The organism is Plantactinospora sp. B6F1, assembly GCF_040120695.1.
Taxonomy (GTDB): domain Bacteria; phylum Actinomycetota; class Actinomycetes; order Mycobacteriales; family Micromonosporaceae; genus Plantactinospora.
The window spans coordinates 121625-139598 of record NZ_JBEEAC010000018.1; the positions used below are offsets into that span (position 1 = coordinate 121625).

Annotated in this window: 13 protein-coding genes and 1 pseudogene; 8 read left to right on the forward strand and 6 right to left on the reverse strand. The window is 72.5% G+C overall.

The window, feature by feature from the left end; genetic code table 11:
• The first annotated feature begins 265 nt into the window (after nucleotides 1-265).
• The 4 genes from ABNF97_RS22330 (at nucleotide 266) to ABNF97_RS22345 (ending at nucleotide 4484) form a co-directional block, all read left to right on the forward strand.
• On the forward strand, nucleotides 266-1528 hold the full coding sequence (locus ABNF97_RS22330; RefSeq protein WP_349339672.1) for an FAD-dependent oxidoreductase: 1263 nt from the start codon (nucleotides 266-268) through the stop codon (nucleotides 1526-1528).
• Between the two features lie 116 nt (nucleotides 1529-1644).
• On the forward strand, nucleotides 1645-2487 hold the full coding sequence (locus ABNF97_RS22335) for a class I SAM-dependent methyltransferase (RefSeq protein WP_349339673.1): 843 nt from the start codon (nucleotides 1645-1647) through the stop codon (nucleotides 2485-2487).
• Nucleotides 2488-2839: 352 nt separating this feature from the next.
• Complete coding sequence (locus tag ABNF97_RS22340) at nucleotides 2840-3271, forward strand: hypothetical protein (RefSeq protein ID WP_130463875.1); 432 nt, start codon at nucleotides 2840-2842, stop codon at nucleotides 3269-3271.
• A gap of 217 nt (nucleotides 3272-3488) precedes the next feature.
• Nucleotides 3489-4484, forward strand: a complete 996-nt coding sequence (locus tag ABNF97_RS22345) for an ADP-ribosylglycohydrolase family protein (RefSeq protein ID WP_349339674.1) — start codon at nucleotides 3489-3491, stop codon at nucleotides 4482-4484.
• A 110-nt stretch (nucleotides 4485-4594) separates the two neighbouring features.
• On the opposite strand, the gene ABNF97_RS22350 is transcribed toward ABNF97_RS22345, so the two are convergent.
• The 4 genes from ABNF97_RS22350 to ABNF97_RS34265 form a co-directional block, all read right to left on the reverse strand.
• Nucleotides 4595-5476 carry a hypothetical protein gene (locus ABNF97_RS22350; RefSeq protein ID WP_349339675.1) on the reverse strand — a complete coding sequence of 294 codons (882 nt, stop codon included), beginning with the start codon at nucleotides 5474-5476 and terminating at the stop codon, nucleotides 4595-4597.
• 5 nt (nucleotides 5477-5481) lie between these two features.
• Entirely contained in the window at nucleotides 5482-6120 is a 639-nt protein-coding gene (locus ABNF97_RS22355; protein WP_349339676.1) for an RNA polymerase sigma factor, read from the reverse strand.
• A 407-nt stretch (nucleotides 6121-6527) separates the two neighbouring features.
• Nucleotides 6528-8561: a hypothetical protein gene (locus ABNF97_RS22360; protein ID WP_502930537.1), complete on the reverse strand. Its 2034-nt coding sequence runs from the start codon at nucleotides 8559-8561 to the stop codon at nucleotides 6528-6530.
• 11 nt (nucleotides 8562-8572) lie between these two features.
• Complete coding sequence (locus tag ABNF97_RS34265; RefSeq protein ID WP_502930538.1) at nucleotides 8573-9166, reverse strand: discoidin domain-containing protein; 594 nt, start codon at nucleotides 9164-9166, stop codon at nucleotides 8573-8575.
• A gap of 580 nt (nucleotides 9167-9746) precedes the next feature.
• Here ABNF97_RS34265 and ABNF97_RS22365 point away from each other — a divergent pair.
• On the forward strand, nucleotides 9747-10373 hold the full coding sequence (locus tag ABNF97_RS22365; protein ID WP_130463871.1) for a mycothiol-dependent nitroreductase Rv2466c family protein: 627 nt from the start codon (nucleotides 9747-9749) through the stop codon (nucleotides 10371-10373).
• A gap of 38 nt (nucleotides 10374-10411) precedes the next feature.
• Here the strand turns inward: ABNF97_RS22365 and ABNF97_RS22370 are convergent, their stop codons facing one another.
• Complete coding sequence (locus ABNF97_RS22370; RefSeq protein WP_349339677.1) at nucleotides 10412-13525, reverse strand: tetratricopeptide repeat protein; 3114 nt, start codon at nucleotides 13523-13525, stop codon at nucleotides 10412-10414.
• Between the two features lie 292 nt (nucleotides 13526-13817).
• On the opposite strand from ABNF97_RS22370, the gene ABNF97_RS22375 reads away from it, so the two are divergent.
• The 3 genes and pseudogenes from ABNF97_RS22375 to ABNF97_RS22385 all read left to right on the forward strand — a co-directional run.
• A complete protein-coding gene (locus ABNF97_RS22375; protein ID WP_349339678.1) occupies nucleotides 13818-14099 on the forward strand; it encodes a hypothetical protein in 282 nt (93 codons plus the stop codon).
• Between the two features lie 174 nt (nucleotides 14100-14273).
• Nucleotides 14274-14705 (forward strand): carboxymuconolactone decarboxylase family protein, encoded by a 432-nt coding sequence (locus ABNF97_RS22380; protein ID WP_349339679.1) that lies wholly within the window; start codon nucleotides 14274-14276, stop codon nucleotides 14703-14705.
• Nucleotides 14706-14733: 28 nt separating this feature from the next.
• Nucleotides 14734-15507, forward strand: a pseudogene (locus ABNF97_RS22385) (sigma-70 family RNA polymerase sigma factor); the annotation flags it as partial.
• 70 nt (nucleotides 15508-15577) lie between these two features.
• On the opposite strand, the gene ABNF97_RS22390 reads toward ABNF97_RS22385, so the two are convergent.
• Nucleotides 15578-17950, reverse strand: coding sequence for a phosphoketolase family protein (locus ABNF97_RS22390; protein WP_349339680.1), 2373 nt, complete (start codon nucleotides 17948-17950; stop codon nucleotides 15578-15580).
• Between the last annotated feature and the right edge of the window lie 24 nt (nucleotides 17951-17974).

The window sequence follows — 17974 nt, forward strand, 5'->3', positions numbered from 1 at the left end:
CCTGCCGAGCGGTGGCGGCAGACGGGCGCGCCGCCGGTCCGGGCGCCCGGCCCGGCGGCCGGTCACTCGTTCGTTGGGCGTACGTCTGTTCTTAGAACGAACGTAGCGTGACGTATCCGCCCCGTCAACGGCCGGCGGCGCGGCCCGGAGATTTTCCGTCGCCGCCGTGACCGCGCCGGGATTCGCGCCGGGACAGTTGCGATCTTCACTGCCCCGGGAGTAGCGTGGCGGAATAATTCACCAGCTGTTGAATAAGGTGATCGCGGTGGAGAAGGGTACGACCTGCGTCGTCGTCGGCGGCGGACCGGCCGGAATGGTGCTCGGCCTGCTGCTGGCCCGGGCCGGCGTCGACGTCACCGTGCTGGAAAAGCATGGTGACTTCCTGCGCGACTTCCGGGGCGACACCGTGCACCCGTCGACCCTGCAACTCCTCGACGAACTGGGCCTCGGCGAGCGGTTCGCCGCCCTGCCGCAGAGCCGGCTGGACGAGGTCGCCTTTCCGGTGGCGCCGGGACAGCAGGTCGTCATCGCCGACTTCCGTCGGCTGAGGAGCCGGTATCGGTACATCGCGATGGTGCCGCAGTGGGACCTGCTCAATCTGCTCGCCGAGGCGGGGGCCGCCGAGCCCTCGTTCACGCTCCGGATGCGCACCGAGGTGACCGAGTTGATCCGCGAGGACGGCCGGGTCCGGGGCGTGCGCTACCGGGGGCCGCAGGGCGAGGCCGGTGAGCTGCGCGCCGACCTGACCGTCGCCTGCGACGGCCGGTGGTCACTGGCCCGGGCGCAGGCCGACCTGCCGGTCCGGGAGTTTCCGGTACCGATCGACGCCTGGTGGTTCCGGTTGCCCCGCGACCCGCACGACGACCCGGCCGGGCTCACCCCCAGGGTCGCTCCGGGCCGGTTCGCCGTGGTCATCCCCCGGGAGGGCTACCTCCAGATCGCCTACATCGGGGCCAAGGGCAGCGATGCGCGACTGCGGGCCAGGGGAGTCGAACAGTTCCGCCGCGACATCGCGGAACTGGCTCCCAACTTCGCCGACCGGGTCGACGCGATCGCCTCGATGGACGACGTCAAGCACCTCGACGTACGGCTGAACCGGCTCGACCGCTGGCACGTGCCCGGGCTGCTGTGCCTGGGTGACGCGGCGCACGCGATGTCACCGGTCGGCGGGGTCGGGATCAACCTCGCCGTGCAGGATGCGGTCGCCGCCGCCACGCTGCTCGCCGAGCCGCTCCAGCGCGGCGCGGTGACCGAGGCCGACCTGGCAGCCGTCCGGTCCCGGCGGCTGCTGCCGACCATCCTGGTGCAGTGGTTGCAACAGCTCATGCACCGGAATCTGGTCTCCCCGATCCTGTCGGAGCGCCGGGCCGGGCCGCCCTGGCCGGTGCTGGCCCTGCTCCGGCGGTTCCCGTTCGTGTCCCTCGGCCCGGCCTACCTGATCGGCGTCGGCGTACGCCCCGAGCACGCACCGCCGTTCGCCCGCCGGCCAGCAGCACCGGCTGCCGACGCCGACGGAGAAGGCGGCTGAGCAGCACCACCGCGCCACGAACGTGCACGAAGCCTGTGCGCCCACCGGTCCGACCTGCCGCTGGATCGACTCGGTCCTCGACGCCCGCAGGTCCGGCCGGGGCATAGGGTGGTGCCGTGTCGGCAGGGCCACCCGGATTCCAGTGGGACGAGACGCTCTACGCCGGGAGCGCGGACTACTACGCGGTCGGCCGGATGCCGTACCCGGCGGCGCTCGCCGACGCCCTGGCCGCCGAACTTCAGCTCGACGGCAGCGGCCGGCTGCTCGACGTGGGCTGCGGACCCGGCTCGCTGACCCTGCTGCTGGCACGGCTCTTCTCGACGGCGGTCGGGATCGACGCGGACCGGGACATGGTGCGGCGGGCCGAGCGGGCGGCCCGCGAGACCGGGGTCGACAACGTGCGCTGGCAGCGGTTGCGGGCTGAGGAACTGCCCGCCGGGCTCGGCGCGTTCCGGGTCGTCACGTTCGCGCAGTCGTTCCACTGGGTCGACCGCCCCCGGGTGGCCCACGCGGTACGCCCGATGCTCGGCAGCGACGGTGTCTGGGTGCATGTGGCCGCCACCACCCACCGGGGGGTGGACGGCGCCGACCCGCTTCCGTTTCCCCGCCCGCCGCACGACGAGATCGACGCGCTGGTCGCCCGCTACCTCGGTCCGGTGCGCCGGGCCGGTCGGGGCGTGCTGCCCGGCGGCACGGCGGGCGGGGAGGAGGAGGTGATGCGCGCCGCCGGCTACCGGGGCCCGCGCCGGTTGGCGGTCGGCGGCGGCACCGTGCGGGAACGTACCGAGGACGAGGTGGTGGCGGCGGTCTTCTCGCTCTCCTCCGCCGCACCACACCTCTTCGCCGGCCGCCGACCCGAGTTCGAACGGGACCTGCGACGGCTGCTGCGTACGGCGTCGCCGGCCGGGCGCTTCTCCGAGCGGGTCAGGGAGACCGAGCTGGTGCTGTGGCGGCCTTAGCACCGGCGGGGCCGGCCGACGCAAGGTGGCTGAAGTGCTGACTTGTCCCGCTTTCCGGAGTGGATTTGGCGACATCGACGGATAGGACTACGGTCAGGGCCGGCTGATGCCGTGAAATGGGGCCAACACGACCGACGGGATCAAGGTGACTGTCCTGCACTTTCGGCGTACCCGAGCAGGTTTCGTGCTCGCCGCGGCCTGCACGTCCGTGCTGTCTCTCGCTGCGGCCTGCGGGGGCGAAGGGCCTAAGCGTCCGCAGTGGTCGGAGGGCCTGACGGCCGCCGGGTCCCCGTCTGCCGCGCCCACCACGACCGGCGCGAGCCCGACCCCGACCCCCGCGCCGAGGCCCACGGTGGCTCGCACCACCCGGCCGCCGGCCGGCACGGTGCCGCCCCGCCGAGCCCGCACCATCGGCGAGCAGACGACGGTGACCGTCAGGGTGACCGGCGGGTTCGGCCGGTCGCAGAACGTCACCGGTCTGCACCAGGAGGGCTGCGGCAATCCCAGTTTCGGGCTGGTGCAGGTGCGGGTGGGTGCGGCCCGGGACGTCTCGTCGGTGTCGTTCCGCTACCGGGTCGACACGGTGGTGCCGTTCAACGGCAGCGGAGCCGCCCGGACGATCGGCAACGACCGGGGGACCTGGCTGGCCAGCCTGGGGCCGTTCCGGGCCGAGCCGCGCAACTCGGCCGGCGGCACCATCGCGATCACCGCGACGGCGAAGTTCAGGGACGGCTCGACCCGGGCCGCCCGGACCAGCACCCCGCTGAGGGCCTGTCAACGCTGACGGCGCCCGACCGTGGCCGCCGGTCGGTCCGTGGCCGCCGGTCCGGTTCACCCGTGGCTGCCGGTCGGTCCGTGGCTGCCGGTCCGGTTCACCCGTGGCTGCCGGTCCGGTGACCGACGCGTTCGGACACCTTGCCGGGCGCGTCGAGGACGCCTGCCGGCCTGGCTTCGGGTGACAGAGTGGGCGGGCCGGACCGGATTGCGGGATGATCGGGGCGATGTCCTTCGTTCCGCACGGGCCGGCCCGGCTCGACATCTGTTACGACAGCCTGCACGGGTTGTCCGTCGGTGACGCGCTCGGCGCGCAGTTCTTCATGGTTGGCCGGTCGCCGGCCGACCTGGCGGCGGGTCGACCGCCGGCCGGCCCCTGGGAGTGGACCGACGACACCGAGATGGCCTGCTCGGTGGTTGCCGAGCTGCGCGCGCATGGCGAGATCGAGCAGGACCGGCTCGCCGCCGCGTTCGCGGAGCGCTGCGAGCCGTACCGGGGCTACGGGGCGGGCGCGGTGGTGATCCTGCACCGGATCCGGGACGGGGTGCCGTGGCGGGCGGCGGCCCGTGACGCGTTCGGCGGAGAGGGCTCCTGCGGTAACGGCGCCGCGATGCGGGTCGCTCCGGTCGGTGCCTACCATGCCGACCGGCCGCGCCGGGCTGCGGAGCAGGCGATCCGATCCGCCGAGGTGACCCACGCCCACCCCGAGGGGATCGCCGGGGCGGTACTGGTCGCGGTCGCTGCCGCGCACGCCGGGCAGGCCCGGCTCACCGGGGTACGCCCGTCCGCGTCCGAGTTCCTCGACCGGCTGGAGCCGTACCTGATCGACGGCAGTTGCGCCGAGGGCGTCGCGCGGGCCCGTCGACTGCTCAGCGGAACGGCGGTGACCGTGGAGGAGGCGGCGTACGAGTTGGGTAACGGTTCACGGGTGACCGCCCAGGACACCGTCCCGTTCGCGCTCTGGGTCGCCGCGACCCATCTCGGCGACTTTCCGGCGGCGATCACCGCCTGTGTGGCCGCCGGCGGGGACGTCGACACCACCGGGGCGATCGTCGGCGGCGTGCTGGCCGCGTACACCGGGATCGGCGACCGGCCCGACGCGGTCGGCGTGCCGGCGACCTGGTTGGCCGCCCGGGAGGCGTTGCCCGACTGGGTCGAGCGCGATCCGGACGCCGGCCCGGACGCCGGCCCGGACGCCGGCCCGGACGCCGGCCGGCGGTAGCCGGGGTCCGGCGGTGGCCAGTCAGCGGTGGCTGCTGGCCTGTGGGGGTTGCTGGTCCGCAGCGGTCGTCGGTTCGCGGGCTGTCCCGGGATGGCTCGGGCGAGGCAGGATCAACGGGAAGGATTGCCGGCGGCTTCCCGGCCGGGCGGCTTACCGGGCGGATCGGGCGTGGCGCCCTTGCCCGGCGGCCGGCGCGGCTCGTCGTTGCCCGGCTCCGTGGCGTTGGCCAGCAGGCGTCGGCAGTAGTCGACGACCTTGTCCCGGCCGCCGGCCGCCCGGATCAGGGCGGCCGACGGCCGAGGGCCGGCGGCCGGGCCGGAACCAGAGTTACCCGTGGTCAGCAGGGAGCGACACTGCGCCACGAGCGCCTGCGGCGGGGGAGTCCGGCGGGGCCGGCCCGGCTCGGTCGGCGGCGGCTCGGTGCCGGGCAGGGCCTGCGGCCGCGCCGGTGTGCTGGTGGGCGGCGCGGGCGTCCCTACCACCGTCGGGTCGGCCTCGGCACTCGGCGCCCGGGGTGGTGGCCCGGCGGGACGCAGCGCGGGGATCTCCGCCGCCAGCGCCACGCCCGCGGTGAGCGTGGCGACGACCACGGTGATCCAGCCGAAGGCACCGGCTGTCAGCCGGCGCGGCCGGGCGGGCGGTCGGGCGGGCGTACCGGGCACGACATCGCGGGTACCGGTCGTCCGGGACGTCGTGGTCGGATCGGCCATGGCCTGGGCGTCGCGGACCGCCCGGAATGCCGCCACCGCGGCGTCCTCGCCGCCGAGTTCTCCCGGTCGGGTGGGCGCCGCCGCGACGGCGAGCAGCCGGGCGAGTGGATCCGGGACGTCCCCGGGCGCCGGCCGGGACTCGGGGACGACACCTGCCGCGACAGCATCCAGCAGCCGCTCTGCCGCCACCGCGTCGAGCAGCCGCTCTGCCGCCTCCGGGCGGGGCGGGCGCTCTGCCGCCTTCGGGTCGGGCCGACCGCGTCGGCGGAAAGCCGATCTCATCTCTCTCAGCGCCATCCCTGTCCAGCCTCGACATCCTCGCCGGACCGTACGTCGGCGACCTGCTTCGCCGCCGGTCCGCCGTCGGCCGACCGCAGCGCACCATCCGGGCCGCTCTCGGCCAGGACCCGCGCCAGCCGGCGCAACCCCCGGTGGGCGGCGGTGCGGACGGCTCCCGGCCGCTTGCCGAGCACCCGCGCGGTGCTTTCGGCGTCCAAGCCGATCACGGTACGCAGCAGTACCGCCTCGGCCTCGGTACGGGGCAGCGTGGCGATCAGCGCGACGGCGCTGTCGGTGCCCAGCCATTCGGCGGCGATCGCGGCGGTGTCCTCGGCACCGGGCAGCTCGGTGAGTGTCTCGACCGGTACCGGCACGGTCGGCCGGCGACGCTGGTGGCGGAGGTGGTCCAGCGCACGGTTGCGGGCGACCCGGGTGGCCCAGGCCCGGAAGCCCGGCCCACCGGTGAACGTCGCCAGGTCGCGGGCGATCTGCAACCAGGTCTCCGAGGCCACGTCCTCGGCGTCCGGCCCGACCAGCACGGTGAGGTACCGCAGCAGTCCGGGCTGAAGTTCCCGATAGAGCATCCGGAACGCGTACTCGTCTCCCCGCTGCGCCGCGCGGACCAGGGCGGTCAGCTCGGCCGGCACGGCTCAACCCCACTTCGGACCGCTCCGGCCCCGCCCGACCGGGGTGCCGTCCGGACGTGATGACGGGATACCGGAGCGGTTTCCGCAGCGACTCGTCCTACCGTGCGTTGTCGTCGTATCCCGATCCGCACCGGTTGTCCCCCGTCCACGTGATCGCCGTCCCACGCTAGGTGCGGGTCGACTCCGTAGGCAAGACGTGACACCCGCGGAACGAGTGAGATATCTCCGCGACCGGTACGGTGCGTCCCGGTAACGCGAACGCGTCGTCCGGCGCTTTCGGGGCCGGCTCGGCAGCCGCCTTCGACGATGGTCACGGTGGAGATGCCCGCGGGGTGCCACCGGAAGCGGCCGGCTTCCGGCTTCCGGTGACACCCCGCGCTGTCCGGGACTACGGTCGCTGTCCCCGACTACGGGTTGACGGTGATGGTGAAGGTGGAGGTGGTGTTCCGGATGTTCTGGTGGTTGTTGCTCAGCCGCAGGTTGTTGAAGACCGCAGAGCCGACCGCCGGACCCTGACCGGCCTCCGGCATCTCGTTCGCCCAGATGCCGAACCCGGACTTCGCGTCGTACGCGTCGCCGCTGCGCTGGGCGCCGCTGATGGAGATGTTGGTGAGGACGGTGTCGGTCACCGGGTTCTCCGGAGTGCTGCCGTTGTACTTGGTCTGGAACATGATGCCGTGGTAGGTCGGGTCCACGATGTCGACGTCACTGACCCGGATTCCGCGCATCTCCTTCGACGCGGAGAAGACCCATATTCCGGGGAACGTCTGCGCGCCCCAGAAGTGGCCGCCGGACCGGACTATCGAGGCGTTCTCCACCCGGGTGAGCCCGGGCCCGAACCCGACGAACGGATATCCGAAGTCGAGCGAGCTGATGGTGATCCCGGAGTAGACGAGCTGGTCGGCGATGTACATGTTGCGGAAGGTGTTGTTCTGGCCGCCGTAGACCGCCACCCCGGCGGCCCGCCAGGTCAACGTCGCCGTCAGGTTCTCGAAGACGTTGCCGCTGTTCGCCCCGCCGCCGGCGTCGGTGGCGGAGAAGAGCGCGAACGCGTCGTCCCCGTTGCCGCGCCCCTCGACGTTGCTGACCAGGTTGTTCGTACTGCCGTTGGTCATGTTGACCGCGTCGGCGAAGGTGTTGCGGATCCGCGAGTCCCTGATGGTGATGTTGCTGACGTGCACGCCCCAGAACATGCAGACGGTGTGCTCGACCCAGACGTTGTCGAAGGTCAGGTTGGAGACGTTCTGCAACTCGCCCCAGACCTTGCCGGGCCCGTCGATCCGGGACGTGTAGTTGCCGAAGAAGGCGAGGTGCTCGAAGGTCGAGCCGTTCGCCGTGCCCTCGACCCGGAAGCCGGCGTCCGTGTTCTCCTGGCCGGGCGGGGTCTGGAACCGGGTGTACCACATGCCGGCGCCGACCACCCGGACCGCCTTGCCGTACACCTGGAACTTGTTCGAGGTGTGGTAGGTGCCGGCGGGCAGGTAGACGCCGATCAGGTTGCCGGTGGTGTCCATCCTCACCCGGTCCAACGCGTTCTGTACGTCCGAGTGGCTGGTACCGGCCGGCGTGGTGTAGCGGGCCGGGTCCGGGTTCGGTCGCGGCGAGACCTGCTCGGTGTTGACGAAGTCGATCGCGTACGTGGTGCTGTTGGCCGGGTCCTTCTGCAACCTGATCCGGCTGCCGGCCGGGATCGACGAGTCGAGCAGCACGTTCGCCTCGTCGTAGATGTGCCGGGGCCCGCCCGAGCCGGGTGAGTTGTTGGGGCTCGCCTCGTTGCCGTACAGCCAGGCGTACCGGCTGGTCAGGTCGATGGCTTTGTGGAAGCTGCCGTTGACGTAGATGTTCAGCGTCGAGTTGATCCCGCCGCCGCCGGAGGAGTCCGGGATGGAGAAGCGGGTGACCAGCGTGTTGGTCGGGGCCCTGGTGGTCCACTCGACGTAGGCACCGGTGTTGTTCAGGGTCACCGCGCGACGGCCGGAGGCCTCACCGGCGAGGTCGCCGACGGTCCGGTTCGGCCCGACGACCGCCGCGCCGCCGCCGAGCGTGCCGTCCTCGGCCTCGTACATCTCGTACGGCAGGTTGGCGCCCCGCCCGACGAAGAACGGAGTCTCGCTGGTGTTGTTGCCCTGCTTCACCGGCAGCTCGTTGGCGTCCGCCGCCAGCACGGTCCGGACCGTGTACCGGCCGTTCACCGCCGTCCAGGTGCCGAGGTTCACCGGGCCGGTGCTCGCCCCGGCGCCGATGGTGCCGGTGTACGAGCCGGTCAGCGTGCGTACTGCCGTGCCGCCGGCGTTCGACAGAGTCACCGTGATGGCGTGCGCGCCGCCGGCCGAGGCGATGGTGCCCTGGTTGCGGATCGCCACCGAGAAGGTGACCGGCTGGCCGTTCGCCGGGGTGCCCGGCGACCAGGTCGGAATCGCCACCAGGTCGGAGCTGGCCACCGGGGCGACGGTCAGCGGGGACGGGTTGCCAGGTTGGTCGGCGCGGTCGGGACCTGGTTGTCCGGGCCGCCGGCCGGGCCGTGCACCTCCAGTTCCGAGAGCTGGCCCGCCGGCCAGCCGTTGTTGGCGGTGATGTGCAGCCGCAGGTAGCGGGTGTTGGTGGTCGGCAGGTCGACGGTGACGGTGTTGCCGCTGGCCGGGTCGAAGGAGTAGCCGGTGGCGGCGACGAGGGTGCTGAACGTGCTGCCGTTGGTGCTGTTCTGCACGGAGAGGGTCTGGGTCCGGGTACCCCAGCCGGGTGGCAGCTTGAGCACCAGCCGGTTCACCTCGGAGGCGGCGCCGAGGTCGGCCTGGATCCACTGCGGGAACGCGTTGTTGGCGCTCTTCCAGTAGGTCGCCGGGTTGCCGTCGCCGGCGTTGCCGGCCGGGTACTCCGGATGCGAGCTGCTGGCACTGAGGCTGGCGGCGACCGCGGTCTCGGCCCGCTGCGCCCCGATGTCGGGCCGGGCCGCGGCCGGCGTGGGTAGCAGCGATCCCGCCGCCGCGAGTAGGCCGGTGGTGAGCGTCGCCGCGATCAGGCGGGGTCGTGGTGGTGGCTGTCTCATCAGGCTTCCTTGGCGCTCGTCGGAACCGACCTGGGTGCTGCGAGCGACCGGGCCTGGTCGGCGGCGGGCCCGGCTTGCCCGCCCGCCGTCGGAGGGCGGGCGGTGGCGCCGTCCGTCCGCCTGTCCGCCGCCGCCGCGGACCCCGCCGAAGGGCCGCTCCCCGAGGGCAGCCGGGGAAGGAGCACAGAGGACGCCTGTCTAGAAATTCCGGACTGAAGAAGGCTATTTAGCAGTCGACAGCCCGAAATTTGCGTGGTGTCGTCGTAATGTTGCAGGCGCGCTACGGCTGCGTCAACACCCCACCGGATCAGCCCGGATCGATCTGAGCAAGATGCGACGACTTATCCGGATCAATCTTGTTTGCGGGGCGGTGGACACCGACCGGCGCACCCGGGTTCCGGCTATGCCAGCTACGGCGGTGGGGACAGCGGCAGCGGCGGTGGGGAGAGCGGCTGCGGGTCCGGGGGAGGCTGCGGCGGTGGCGGTGGCGGCGGCTAGGATCCGGACGACCCGGGTATGCCCCGGCCGCGCGGTCTCCGGCCCGGGCCGGCCACAGGGCTGATCAGCGAAGGGACACGGGATGCCGGAGACGACCGTCGCGGATTTCTGGTTCGACCCCTCGTGCCCGTACACCTGGACGGCCTCGCGCTGGCTGTTGGAGGTGGCGAAGGTCCGGCCCGTCGAGCCGCGGTGGCACCTGATGAGCCTGTCGGTGCTCAACGAGGGGCGCGACGACGACCCGGAGGGTGACCCCGAGGGCTATCTCTGGGTGCCGGTCCGGATCTGCGCGGCGGCGCGCCAGCGGTACGGCCCCGAGGCGATGGCCCGGCTCTACACGGCGATGTGGACCACCGCCCGGAGCGGCGAGGACTGGCTCGGCGACCTGCACGCCGCGCTGGCCACCGCCGGCCTGCCGCGCGAACTGGTCGACGCCGGCACGTCGAGCGCGTACGACGACGCGGTGCGCGCCTCGCACGCCGAGGCGATCGGCCTGGTCGGCCCGCACGTCGGCACCCCGATCATCGCGACGACCGGCACCGACGGCGCTCGGGTCGCCTTCTTCGGCCCGGTCATCTCCCGGATTCCCACCGGTGAGCAGGCCGGACGGCTCTGGGACGGGACGCTGCTGGTGGCCGGCGTACCCGGCTTCCACGAGCTGAAGGGTCGGCCGCACGCCGAGCCCCAGCTCGACCAGGGTCCCGCCTAATCCCGACGCGACCAGGGTCTTGTGGAGCCCTGACTCGACTATGGTCTCGTGGAGCCGATCACGGGCGGCGCCGGCTGCTCGGCCAGCCGGGCGCGCAGCCCTTCGGCGCGAGGGTGGTCCAGCGTGTCGAAGATGTCCAGCGCCTGTCGCCAGTACTCCCGGGCCTGGGCCGGCTCGCCGGAGCAGACCAGGACGTCCCCGATCACCTCCAGGGTCTCGGCCTCGAGCCCGTGGCAGTGCTTCCGGTGGTACAGGTCGCGTGCCTCGTGCAGCGGTACCAGGGCCTGCCGGTGCTGCCCGGCGCTCAGCAGCGCCTCGCCGAGGTTGTGGAGCGCCGAGGCGATGCCCACCGGGTCGGCGAGCCGCCGCCGGACCTCGAGCGCCTGCGACAGGCAGCGGATCGCTTCCTCGTGCTGCCCGAGCCCGGCGTATGCCCGCCCGAGGTTGCCCAACGTCATGCTCTGGTCGTACTGGGAGCTGACCTCGCGGCGGACCTCCAGGGCCGCGGTCAGGTGGTCGATGGCCTTCTGGAACCTGCCCTGCCGGCCGTACGCGGTACCGAGGTTGTTGAGTGTCCGGCCCTCGCCGCGCCGGTCGCCGACGGCACGGCGGATCTCCAGCGATCGGGTGAGGTGGTCGATGGACTTCTCGATCTGACCGAGCTGACCGAGGCCGAGGCCGAGTCCGCTGAGGATCAGCGCCTCGGCTTCCCGGTTACCCGTCCGACGTGCCGCCTCCAGCGCGATCCGGCTGGTACCGAGCCAGTCGTGCCAGTTGCTGCGACGGTCGAAGTGCAGCCGGAGCACGGCCGGCAGCCGCCAGGCGATGTCGTAGCGGCCGTGGTTGAAGGCGGTGGTCACGGCCGCGACCAGGGTGCTCTGCTCCGCAGTGATCCATCGGAACGCCCGTTCATCCGTGTCGAACGAGGGCAGGTGTGCCGGTCGGGTCCGCTCGTCCAGTACGACCTCGGTGTTGTACGGGAAGAGCCGGTGGATGGCCGCGTCGGCGGCGTACAGGTACCAGGTGAGGATCCGGTCGACGGCGGTGTCGGTGCTGTCGTGCGTATCGTCGTCCTCGACGGCGGCCCGCGCGGCGGCATACTCGCGGAGCAGGTCGTGCAACCGGTAGCGGTCGACGGTGATCGGGGTGACGAGGTGCTCGTCGCTCAGCCGCTCCAGCGTCTGCCGGGCCGCCGTCGGCGGGACGCCCAGCAGCGCGGCGGCCGAGTCGACGGTGAAGTCGTCGCCGGGGTGGAGCCCGAGCAGCCGGAACAGCCGCTGCCCGGCCGGATCGAGAGCCCGGAAGGAGAAATCGAAGACGGCGCGGATCTGCCTTTTCCCGACCGCCAGCTCGCCGAGTCGGTCGCCCTCCGCTTCGAGCCGGGCGGCGAGGTCGCCGAAGGTCCAGGCCGGCCGGGACCGCAGCCGGTGCGCGGCCAGTACGACCGCGAGCGGTAGCCGCCCGCACAGGTCGACGACCCGGCGAGCGCCGACCGGATCGGCGGCGACCCGGTGCTTCCCGGCGACCCGTTCGAGCAGGGCGTGGGCGTCCCGAGCGGTGAACACGTTCAGGTTCAAGGTGTGGGCGCCGTCGAGGGCGAGCACCCGCCGGCTGGTGACCAGGACCAGGCTGGTCGCACTGGCCGGCAACAGCGGCAGCACCTGGTCGTCACCGGCGGCGTTGTCCAGCAGGACCAGGGCGTGCCGGTCGTGCAACCGGTCCCGGTACAGCGCCGCCCGGGCATCCAGACCGTCGGGGATCTGGGCACCGGGCACACCCAGCAGGTGGAGGAACGAGGCGAGCACGGTCGCCGGGTCGGCGGGTGGCTCGTCGGCGTGGCCGTGCAGGTCCACGTAGAGCTGGACGTCGGCGTACCGTCCAGATCGGACCAGTTGGTGGGCGAGGTGGACGGCGAGCCGCGTCTTGCCGACCCCGGCCATCCCCTCGATCGCGGAGATCACCACGGTGCTGCCGGTGTCCCCGGCCGACGGCAGGGCCGACGACAGGATGGCCAGCTCGGCCTCCCGGCCCGTGAAGTCGGCGATGTCCGGCGGCAGTTGGCGATGCGCGCTCACCGCGATGCCGGTTTCCACGATGCCGGTTTCCGCGATGCCGGTCCCCGCCGGCTCCGGCAGTTCCTGACGCAGCACCCGCCGGTGCGCGGCGGCCAGCTCGGGGCCGGGGTCCGCGCCCAGTTCGTCGGCGAGCCGCCGGCGCAGCGCCTCGAACACCCGCAACGCCTCGGCCTGCTGACCACTGCCGGCCAGCGCGAGGATCAACTGCGCGTGCGCGGCCTCGTCCAGCGGATCGGCCTCGCCGACCTGCCGCAGCAGCGGCAGCACCCGCTCGTGCTGGCCGAGTGCAGCGGCCACCTGTGCGTACTCCACGACCACCGTCCGGCGTTCCCGGTCCAACGCGGCCACCTCGGGCAGGATCCGCAGGCCGGCGAGGTCGGCCAGCGGCGCCGCGCGCCACAGACCGGCCGCCTGCCCGTACCACTCGTACGCGGATGTCAGGTCCCGGTCCCGCTGGGCATGCCGTGCCCGCCCGACGAGGCGACGGAAGTCGAGCAGGTCAAGCTGGTCGTCGGTGACGGTGAGCTGGTAGCCGCCCCCGGTGGCGACCAGCAGGCGGTCTGCACGGGGGGCCGGTTGCACCGCCCGCAGCCGCTGGCGTAGCCGGGAGACGTGGTTCTGCACCGAGGTCGCGGCGCTGTCCGGCGGATGCTCTCCCCAGATCAGCTCGACGAGCGTGTCCAGCCGGACCGGCTCGTTCGGGTGCAGCGCCAGCAGGGCCAGCAGCGTGCGCTGCTTGGCCGACCCGAGATCCACGCCGGCTCCGTCGACGACGACGGCGAGCGGGCCCAACACCTGCAACCGCAGGCCGTGCGCTGGTGGCTGGGCGGCTCGGCCGAGGCGGACGAGCCCGGCCGCCTCCTCGGCGGACAGACCCAGGGCGTCGGCGAGTCGGCGTAAGGTGGTGGACCGGGGCGCGGCGACGCGCCCCTGCTCCAGATCCCGCAACCCGCCGACGCTCAGCCCGGCCCGGTCGGCCAGCTCCTGTTGGGTCAGACCGGCCCGTTCCCGGAACTCCCGAAGGGTGCTGGGGAGTCTTGACTCACGAGGGATGCTGGAGAGCCCTGCCCTATCCACTGGCCGTCACCGTCCGACCGCACCTCGTGATCGTCGCCTCCCGGCGATCCCGGGCAACCATACATCGGCCCCCGCCGCCCGTACCCAACCCGTAGTCGGCCCGTGGGCGGCGCCCCGACACGCCGCTGACCAGCGCCGCGAGCGTCCGGCCGGGGTCGGCGGAACGCCAGGGTTCGGCGAGCGTGGTCTGCCAGCGTGGAGGGCGTGACCACTCCCCATCACCCGCGACGCCCTCGACGGTGTCCGGGTCGCTCCGCCGACAACCGGATTGGTTACGGGCGCGGGGTGCGCGATGGATAGCCGACTGCTGGGGCGCCTGCGCGATCCGGTCGAGCAGCGGCTGCTGCGTGAGGCCCTGGAAGCACGGGCCAGGGACGACGGTGACCCGCTGGCCCGCGACATGGCCCGGGGCGTACTGGCGGGCAACATCACGCTCTACGAGGCGGTCGGCTTCAGCGTGTACCGCGAGGTGTTCGCCAAGCGTGCGGCGGAGCAGGTGAGGTGGTGGCAGGACCTGCCTGACGACGAACGCGGGCGGCTCGATGACGAGGGCGGGGAGGCCGACGCGGAGTAGACGGCGGACCACCAGGTGTGTTCGGGGTCACGTAGCGGAACCTGAACAGCGGCGCCGGCGCCGACAGCCCGGAGACCCCGCTCCCCCCGTACGCCTGCGCCGTGTGGCGGGTACAACAGCTGACGTTGTCACGTCAGGGCCGGCCGGATCCGTCGTTGCAGTATGAGTCAACGAATGTCCTGGCCGGAGCTGGTGCCGGCGGGCTACGCCGCCATGTCGCAGCTGGAGAAGTACACGCGGTCGACGGTCGATCCGACCGTGCTGCACCTGATCAAGGTGCGCGCCTCGATGCTCAACGGATGCACGTTTTGTGTGGATATGCACACCCAGGAGGCCCTCGCCGACGGCGAACACCAGCGTCGGCTGTTCGCGGTGGCGGCCTGGCGGGAGGCGCCGTACTTCGACGATCGGGAACGGGCCGCGCTCGCGCTGACCGATGCGGTGACCCGGCTCGACGACCACGGGGTGCCCGACGACGTGTGGGACGAGGCCGTCAAGCACTGGTCGGAGGGGGAGGTCGCCAACCTCCTCCTGGCGATTGGCACTATCAACGTATGGAACCGGATCGCCATCACCAACCGAACACAGCCGCCACCCTTGGCGTGACCGGGAGCCGCTGGTGACCGCGCCGGACGTGGACGAGTTCGTCCGGCACCGGCCGATGCTGTTCGGGCTGGCGTACCGACTGCTGGGCAGCGCACACGACGCCGACGACATCCTGCAGGAGGCCTACCTGCGCTGGGCCGGCGCCGATCGGGCGGCTGTGGCACAGCCGCGCCGCTACCTGACCAGGGTGGTGGGGCGGCTCGCCCTCGACCAGCTACGGGCCCGTCGGGCGCGGCGGGAGAGCTACGTCGGTGAGTGGCTGCCGGAGCCGGTCGGCACCGATCCGTCCCCGTTCGGCGCGGTGGACACCTCGGATCTCTCGATCGCCGTGCTGCATCTCATGGAGCAGCTGACTCCGCCGCAGCGCGCCGTTTTCGTGCTGCGCAGCGCCTTCGACCTGCCGTACGACGAGATAGCCGCCATCGTCGAGCGGACCGTCGAGGACTGCCGGCAGCTGTACCACCGGGCGGAACGGGCGCTGCGCGACGGGCGGGTCCGGTTCGCGCCCACACCGGCCGAGCACCGACGGCTACTCGCCGACTTCGTCACCGCCGCCCGCGAGGGTGACATGACCCGGCTGCACGGCCTGCTGCACGCGGACGTGGTTGCCTGGTCCGACGGCGGCGGCCGCGCCCGTGCCGCGCTGCGGCCGATCCGCTCGGCGGCGAAGGTGGCCCGGTTCTTCGCAGCGATCTACTCACGGCCGCCAGCGCTGCGGGCCGTGTCGCTGGAGGTCAATGCCGCGCCGGCCATGCTGATCGGGTACTCCCGGACCCCGCACCTGCTGGTGCTCGACGTGGACGACGACGCGGTACGGCGGATCTTCCTGCTGGCCAACCCGGACAAGCTCGGCGCTGTGCCGTTCCACATCCTCAGCCCGGCCACCGCCACTGGGCGACCATCGGATGGTCCTCGCCGTACCGCCGGGTGTGGTCGCGGCACTCCTGCCGGGCGTCGACCATCGCCTGGCGCAGGTGGGCGGCTCGGACCGCTAGCCCGGGTACCCGGTCGACCACATCCATGACCAGGTGGAACCGGTCGAGGTCGTTCAGCATCACCATGTCGAACGGCGTGGTGGTGGTGCCCTCCTCCCGGTAGCCCCGCACGTGCAGGTTGGCGTGGTTCGTTCGGCGGTAGCTGAGCCGGTGGATCAGCCAGGGGTAGCCGTGGTAGGCGAAGACGACCGGACGGTCCGGGGTGAAGAGGGCGTCGAACTGCGCGTCCGTCAGCCCGTGCGGATGGCTTCCGGCGGGTTGCAGGCGCATCAGGTCCACGACGTTCACCACCCGGACCCTCAGCTCCGGCAGGTGCCGGCGCAGCAGGTCGGCGGCGGCCAGGGTCTCCAGCGTCGGTACGTCGCCGGCGCACCCGAGCACCACGTCCGGCTCGGTCCCGGCGTCGGTACTGGCCCAGTCCCAGATCCCGATCCCGCGCCGGCAGTGCAGCTCCGCCTCTTCCATCGGCAGCCAGGTCGGCGCCGCCTGCTTGCCGGAGATCACCACGTTGATGCGGTGTCGGCTGCGCAGGCAGTGGTCCATCGTGCAGAGCAGTGTGTTGCCGTCCGGCGGCAGGAAGACCCGGACGATCTCGGCCTTCTTGTTGGTGACGTGGTCGATGAAGCCCGGGTCCTGGTGGGAGAAGCCGTTGTGGTCCTGCCGCCAGACGTGGCTGGAGAGCAGGTAGTTGAGCGAGGCGACCGGGCGGCGCCAGGGGATGTCCCGGGTGGTCTTGAGCCACTTGGCGTGCTGGTTGACCATGGAGTCGACGATGTGGATGAACGCCTCGTAGCTGGTGAAGACGCCGTGCCGGCCGGTCAGCAGATAGCCCTCCAGCCAGCCCTGGCAGAGGTGCTCGGAGAGCACCTCCCTCACCCGGCCGCCGGGGGAGAGGTGGGCGTCGCCCGGCCCACCCGGGCCAGGGAAGGCCCGGTCGGTGACCTCGAAGACCGCGGCCAGCCCGTTCGACTCCACCTCGTCCGGCCCGAAGAGCCGGAACCGGTCCGGATTGGCCGCGATGACGTCCCGGAGCCAACCGCCGAGGATCCCGGTCGCCCCGGTGATCGGGCTGCCGGGCCGGTCCACGGCGACGGCGTGGGCCCGGAAGTCGGGCAGGACCAGGTCCCGGAGTACGACGCCGCCGTTGGTGCGCGGGTTCGCGCTCATCCGGCGGTCACCGCGCGGAGCCAGCTCGGCCAGCGCCGGCAGCGGCGCGCCGGTCGCGTCGAAGAGCTCCTCCGGCCGGTACGACCGCAGCCAGTGCTCCAGCCGGGCCAGGTGCTCGGGATTGTCGCGTACCTCCTCCAGCGGTACCTGGTGGGCCCGCCACGTCCCGGCGACCTGCTCGCCGTCCACCTCGCCCGGCCCGGTCCAGCCCTTCGGGGTCCGCAGCACCAGCATCGGCCAGCGTGGCCGCCCAGCCGGCCCGCCATCCCGGGCCCGCCGCTGGATCTCGGTGATCTCGTCCAGTGCCCGGTCCAGGCAGGCCGCCAGTTCCCGGTGCACCCGGGCCGGCTCGTCCCCGGCCACCACGTACGGTCGGTAGCCGTAGCCGCGCAGGATGCCGACCAGGTCGTCCTGGGGCATCCGGTCCAGTACCGTCGGGTTGGCAATCTTGTAGCCGTTGAGGTGCAGGATCGGCAGCACCGCGCCGTCCCGGGCCGGATCGATGAACATGGTGGAGAGCCAGCTTCCGGCCAGCGGGCCGGTCTCCGCCTCGCCGTCCCCGACCACGCAGGCCACCAGCAGGTCCGGGTTGTCGAACGCGGCCCCGTAGGCGTGCGCGAGCGAGTAACCCAGCTCGCCGCCCTCGTGGATCGACCCCGGGACCTCCGCCGCGACGTGGCTCGGCAGCCCACCGGGGAAGGAGAACTGCCGGAACAGTCGAGCCATCCCGGCCTCGTCCCGGCTCACCGACGGGTACAGCTCGGTGAAGGTTCCCTCGAGCCAGGTGTTCGCGATGATGGCCGGAGCCCCGTGCCCCGGGCCGGTGACCAGCATGGCGTTCAGGTCGCGGTGCACGATCAGCCGGTTCAGGTGTGCGTAGACCAGGTTCAGCCCCGGGTCCGTACCCCAGTGGCCCAGCAGGCGCGGCTTGATGTGCTCCGGTCGCAGCGGCTCGCGCAGCAGTGGGTTCGCCAGCAGGTAGATCTGTCCGGTGCTGAGATAGTTGGCGGCCCGCCAGTACGCGTCGATCCGGCCCAGTTCCTCCTCGGAGAGCCGGGGCTGCGGGTCGAGCGCGGTCTCCATCACCCGAGCCTGCCCCGAGTCGGG

Bases quoted from the DNA above. Each gene is read 5' to 3' on its own strand.
- ABNF97_RS22345 (WP_349339674.1), top strand. From the start codon at position 3,489: ATGTCCTTCGTTCCGCACGGGCCGGCCCGGCTCGACATCTGTTACGAC.
- ABNF97_RS22350 (WP_349339675.1), bottom strand. From the start codon at position 5,476: ATGAGATCGGCTTTCCGCCGACGCGGTCGGCCCGACCCGAAGGCGGCA.
- ABNF97_RS34265 (WP_502930538.1), bottom strand. From the start codon at position 9,166: ATGAGACAGCCACCACCACGACCCCGCCTGATCGCGGCGACGCTCACC.
- ABNF97_RS22365 (WP_130463871.1), top strand. From the start codon at position 9,747: ATGCCGGAGACGACCGTCGCGGATTTCTGGTTCGACCCCTCGTGCCCG.
- ABNF97_RS22375 (WP_349339678.1), top strand. From the start codon at position 13,818: ATGGATAGCCGACTGCTGGGGCGCCTGCGCGATCCGGTCGAGCAGCGG.
- ABNF97_RS22380 (WP_349339679.1), top strand. From the start codon at position 14,274: ATGTCCTGGCCGGAGCTGGTGCCGGCGGGCTACGCCGCCATGTCGCAG.
- ABNF97_RS22390 (WP_349339680.1), bottom strand. From the start codon at position 17,950: ATGGAGACCGCGCTCGACCCGCAGCCCCGGCTCTCCGAGGAGGAACTG.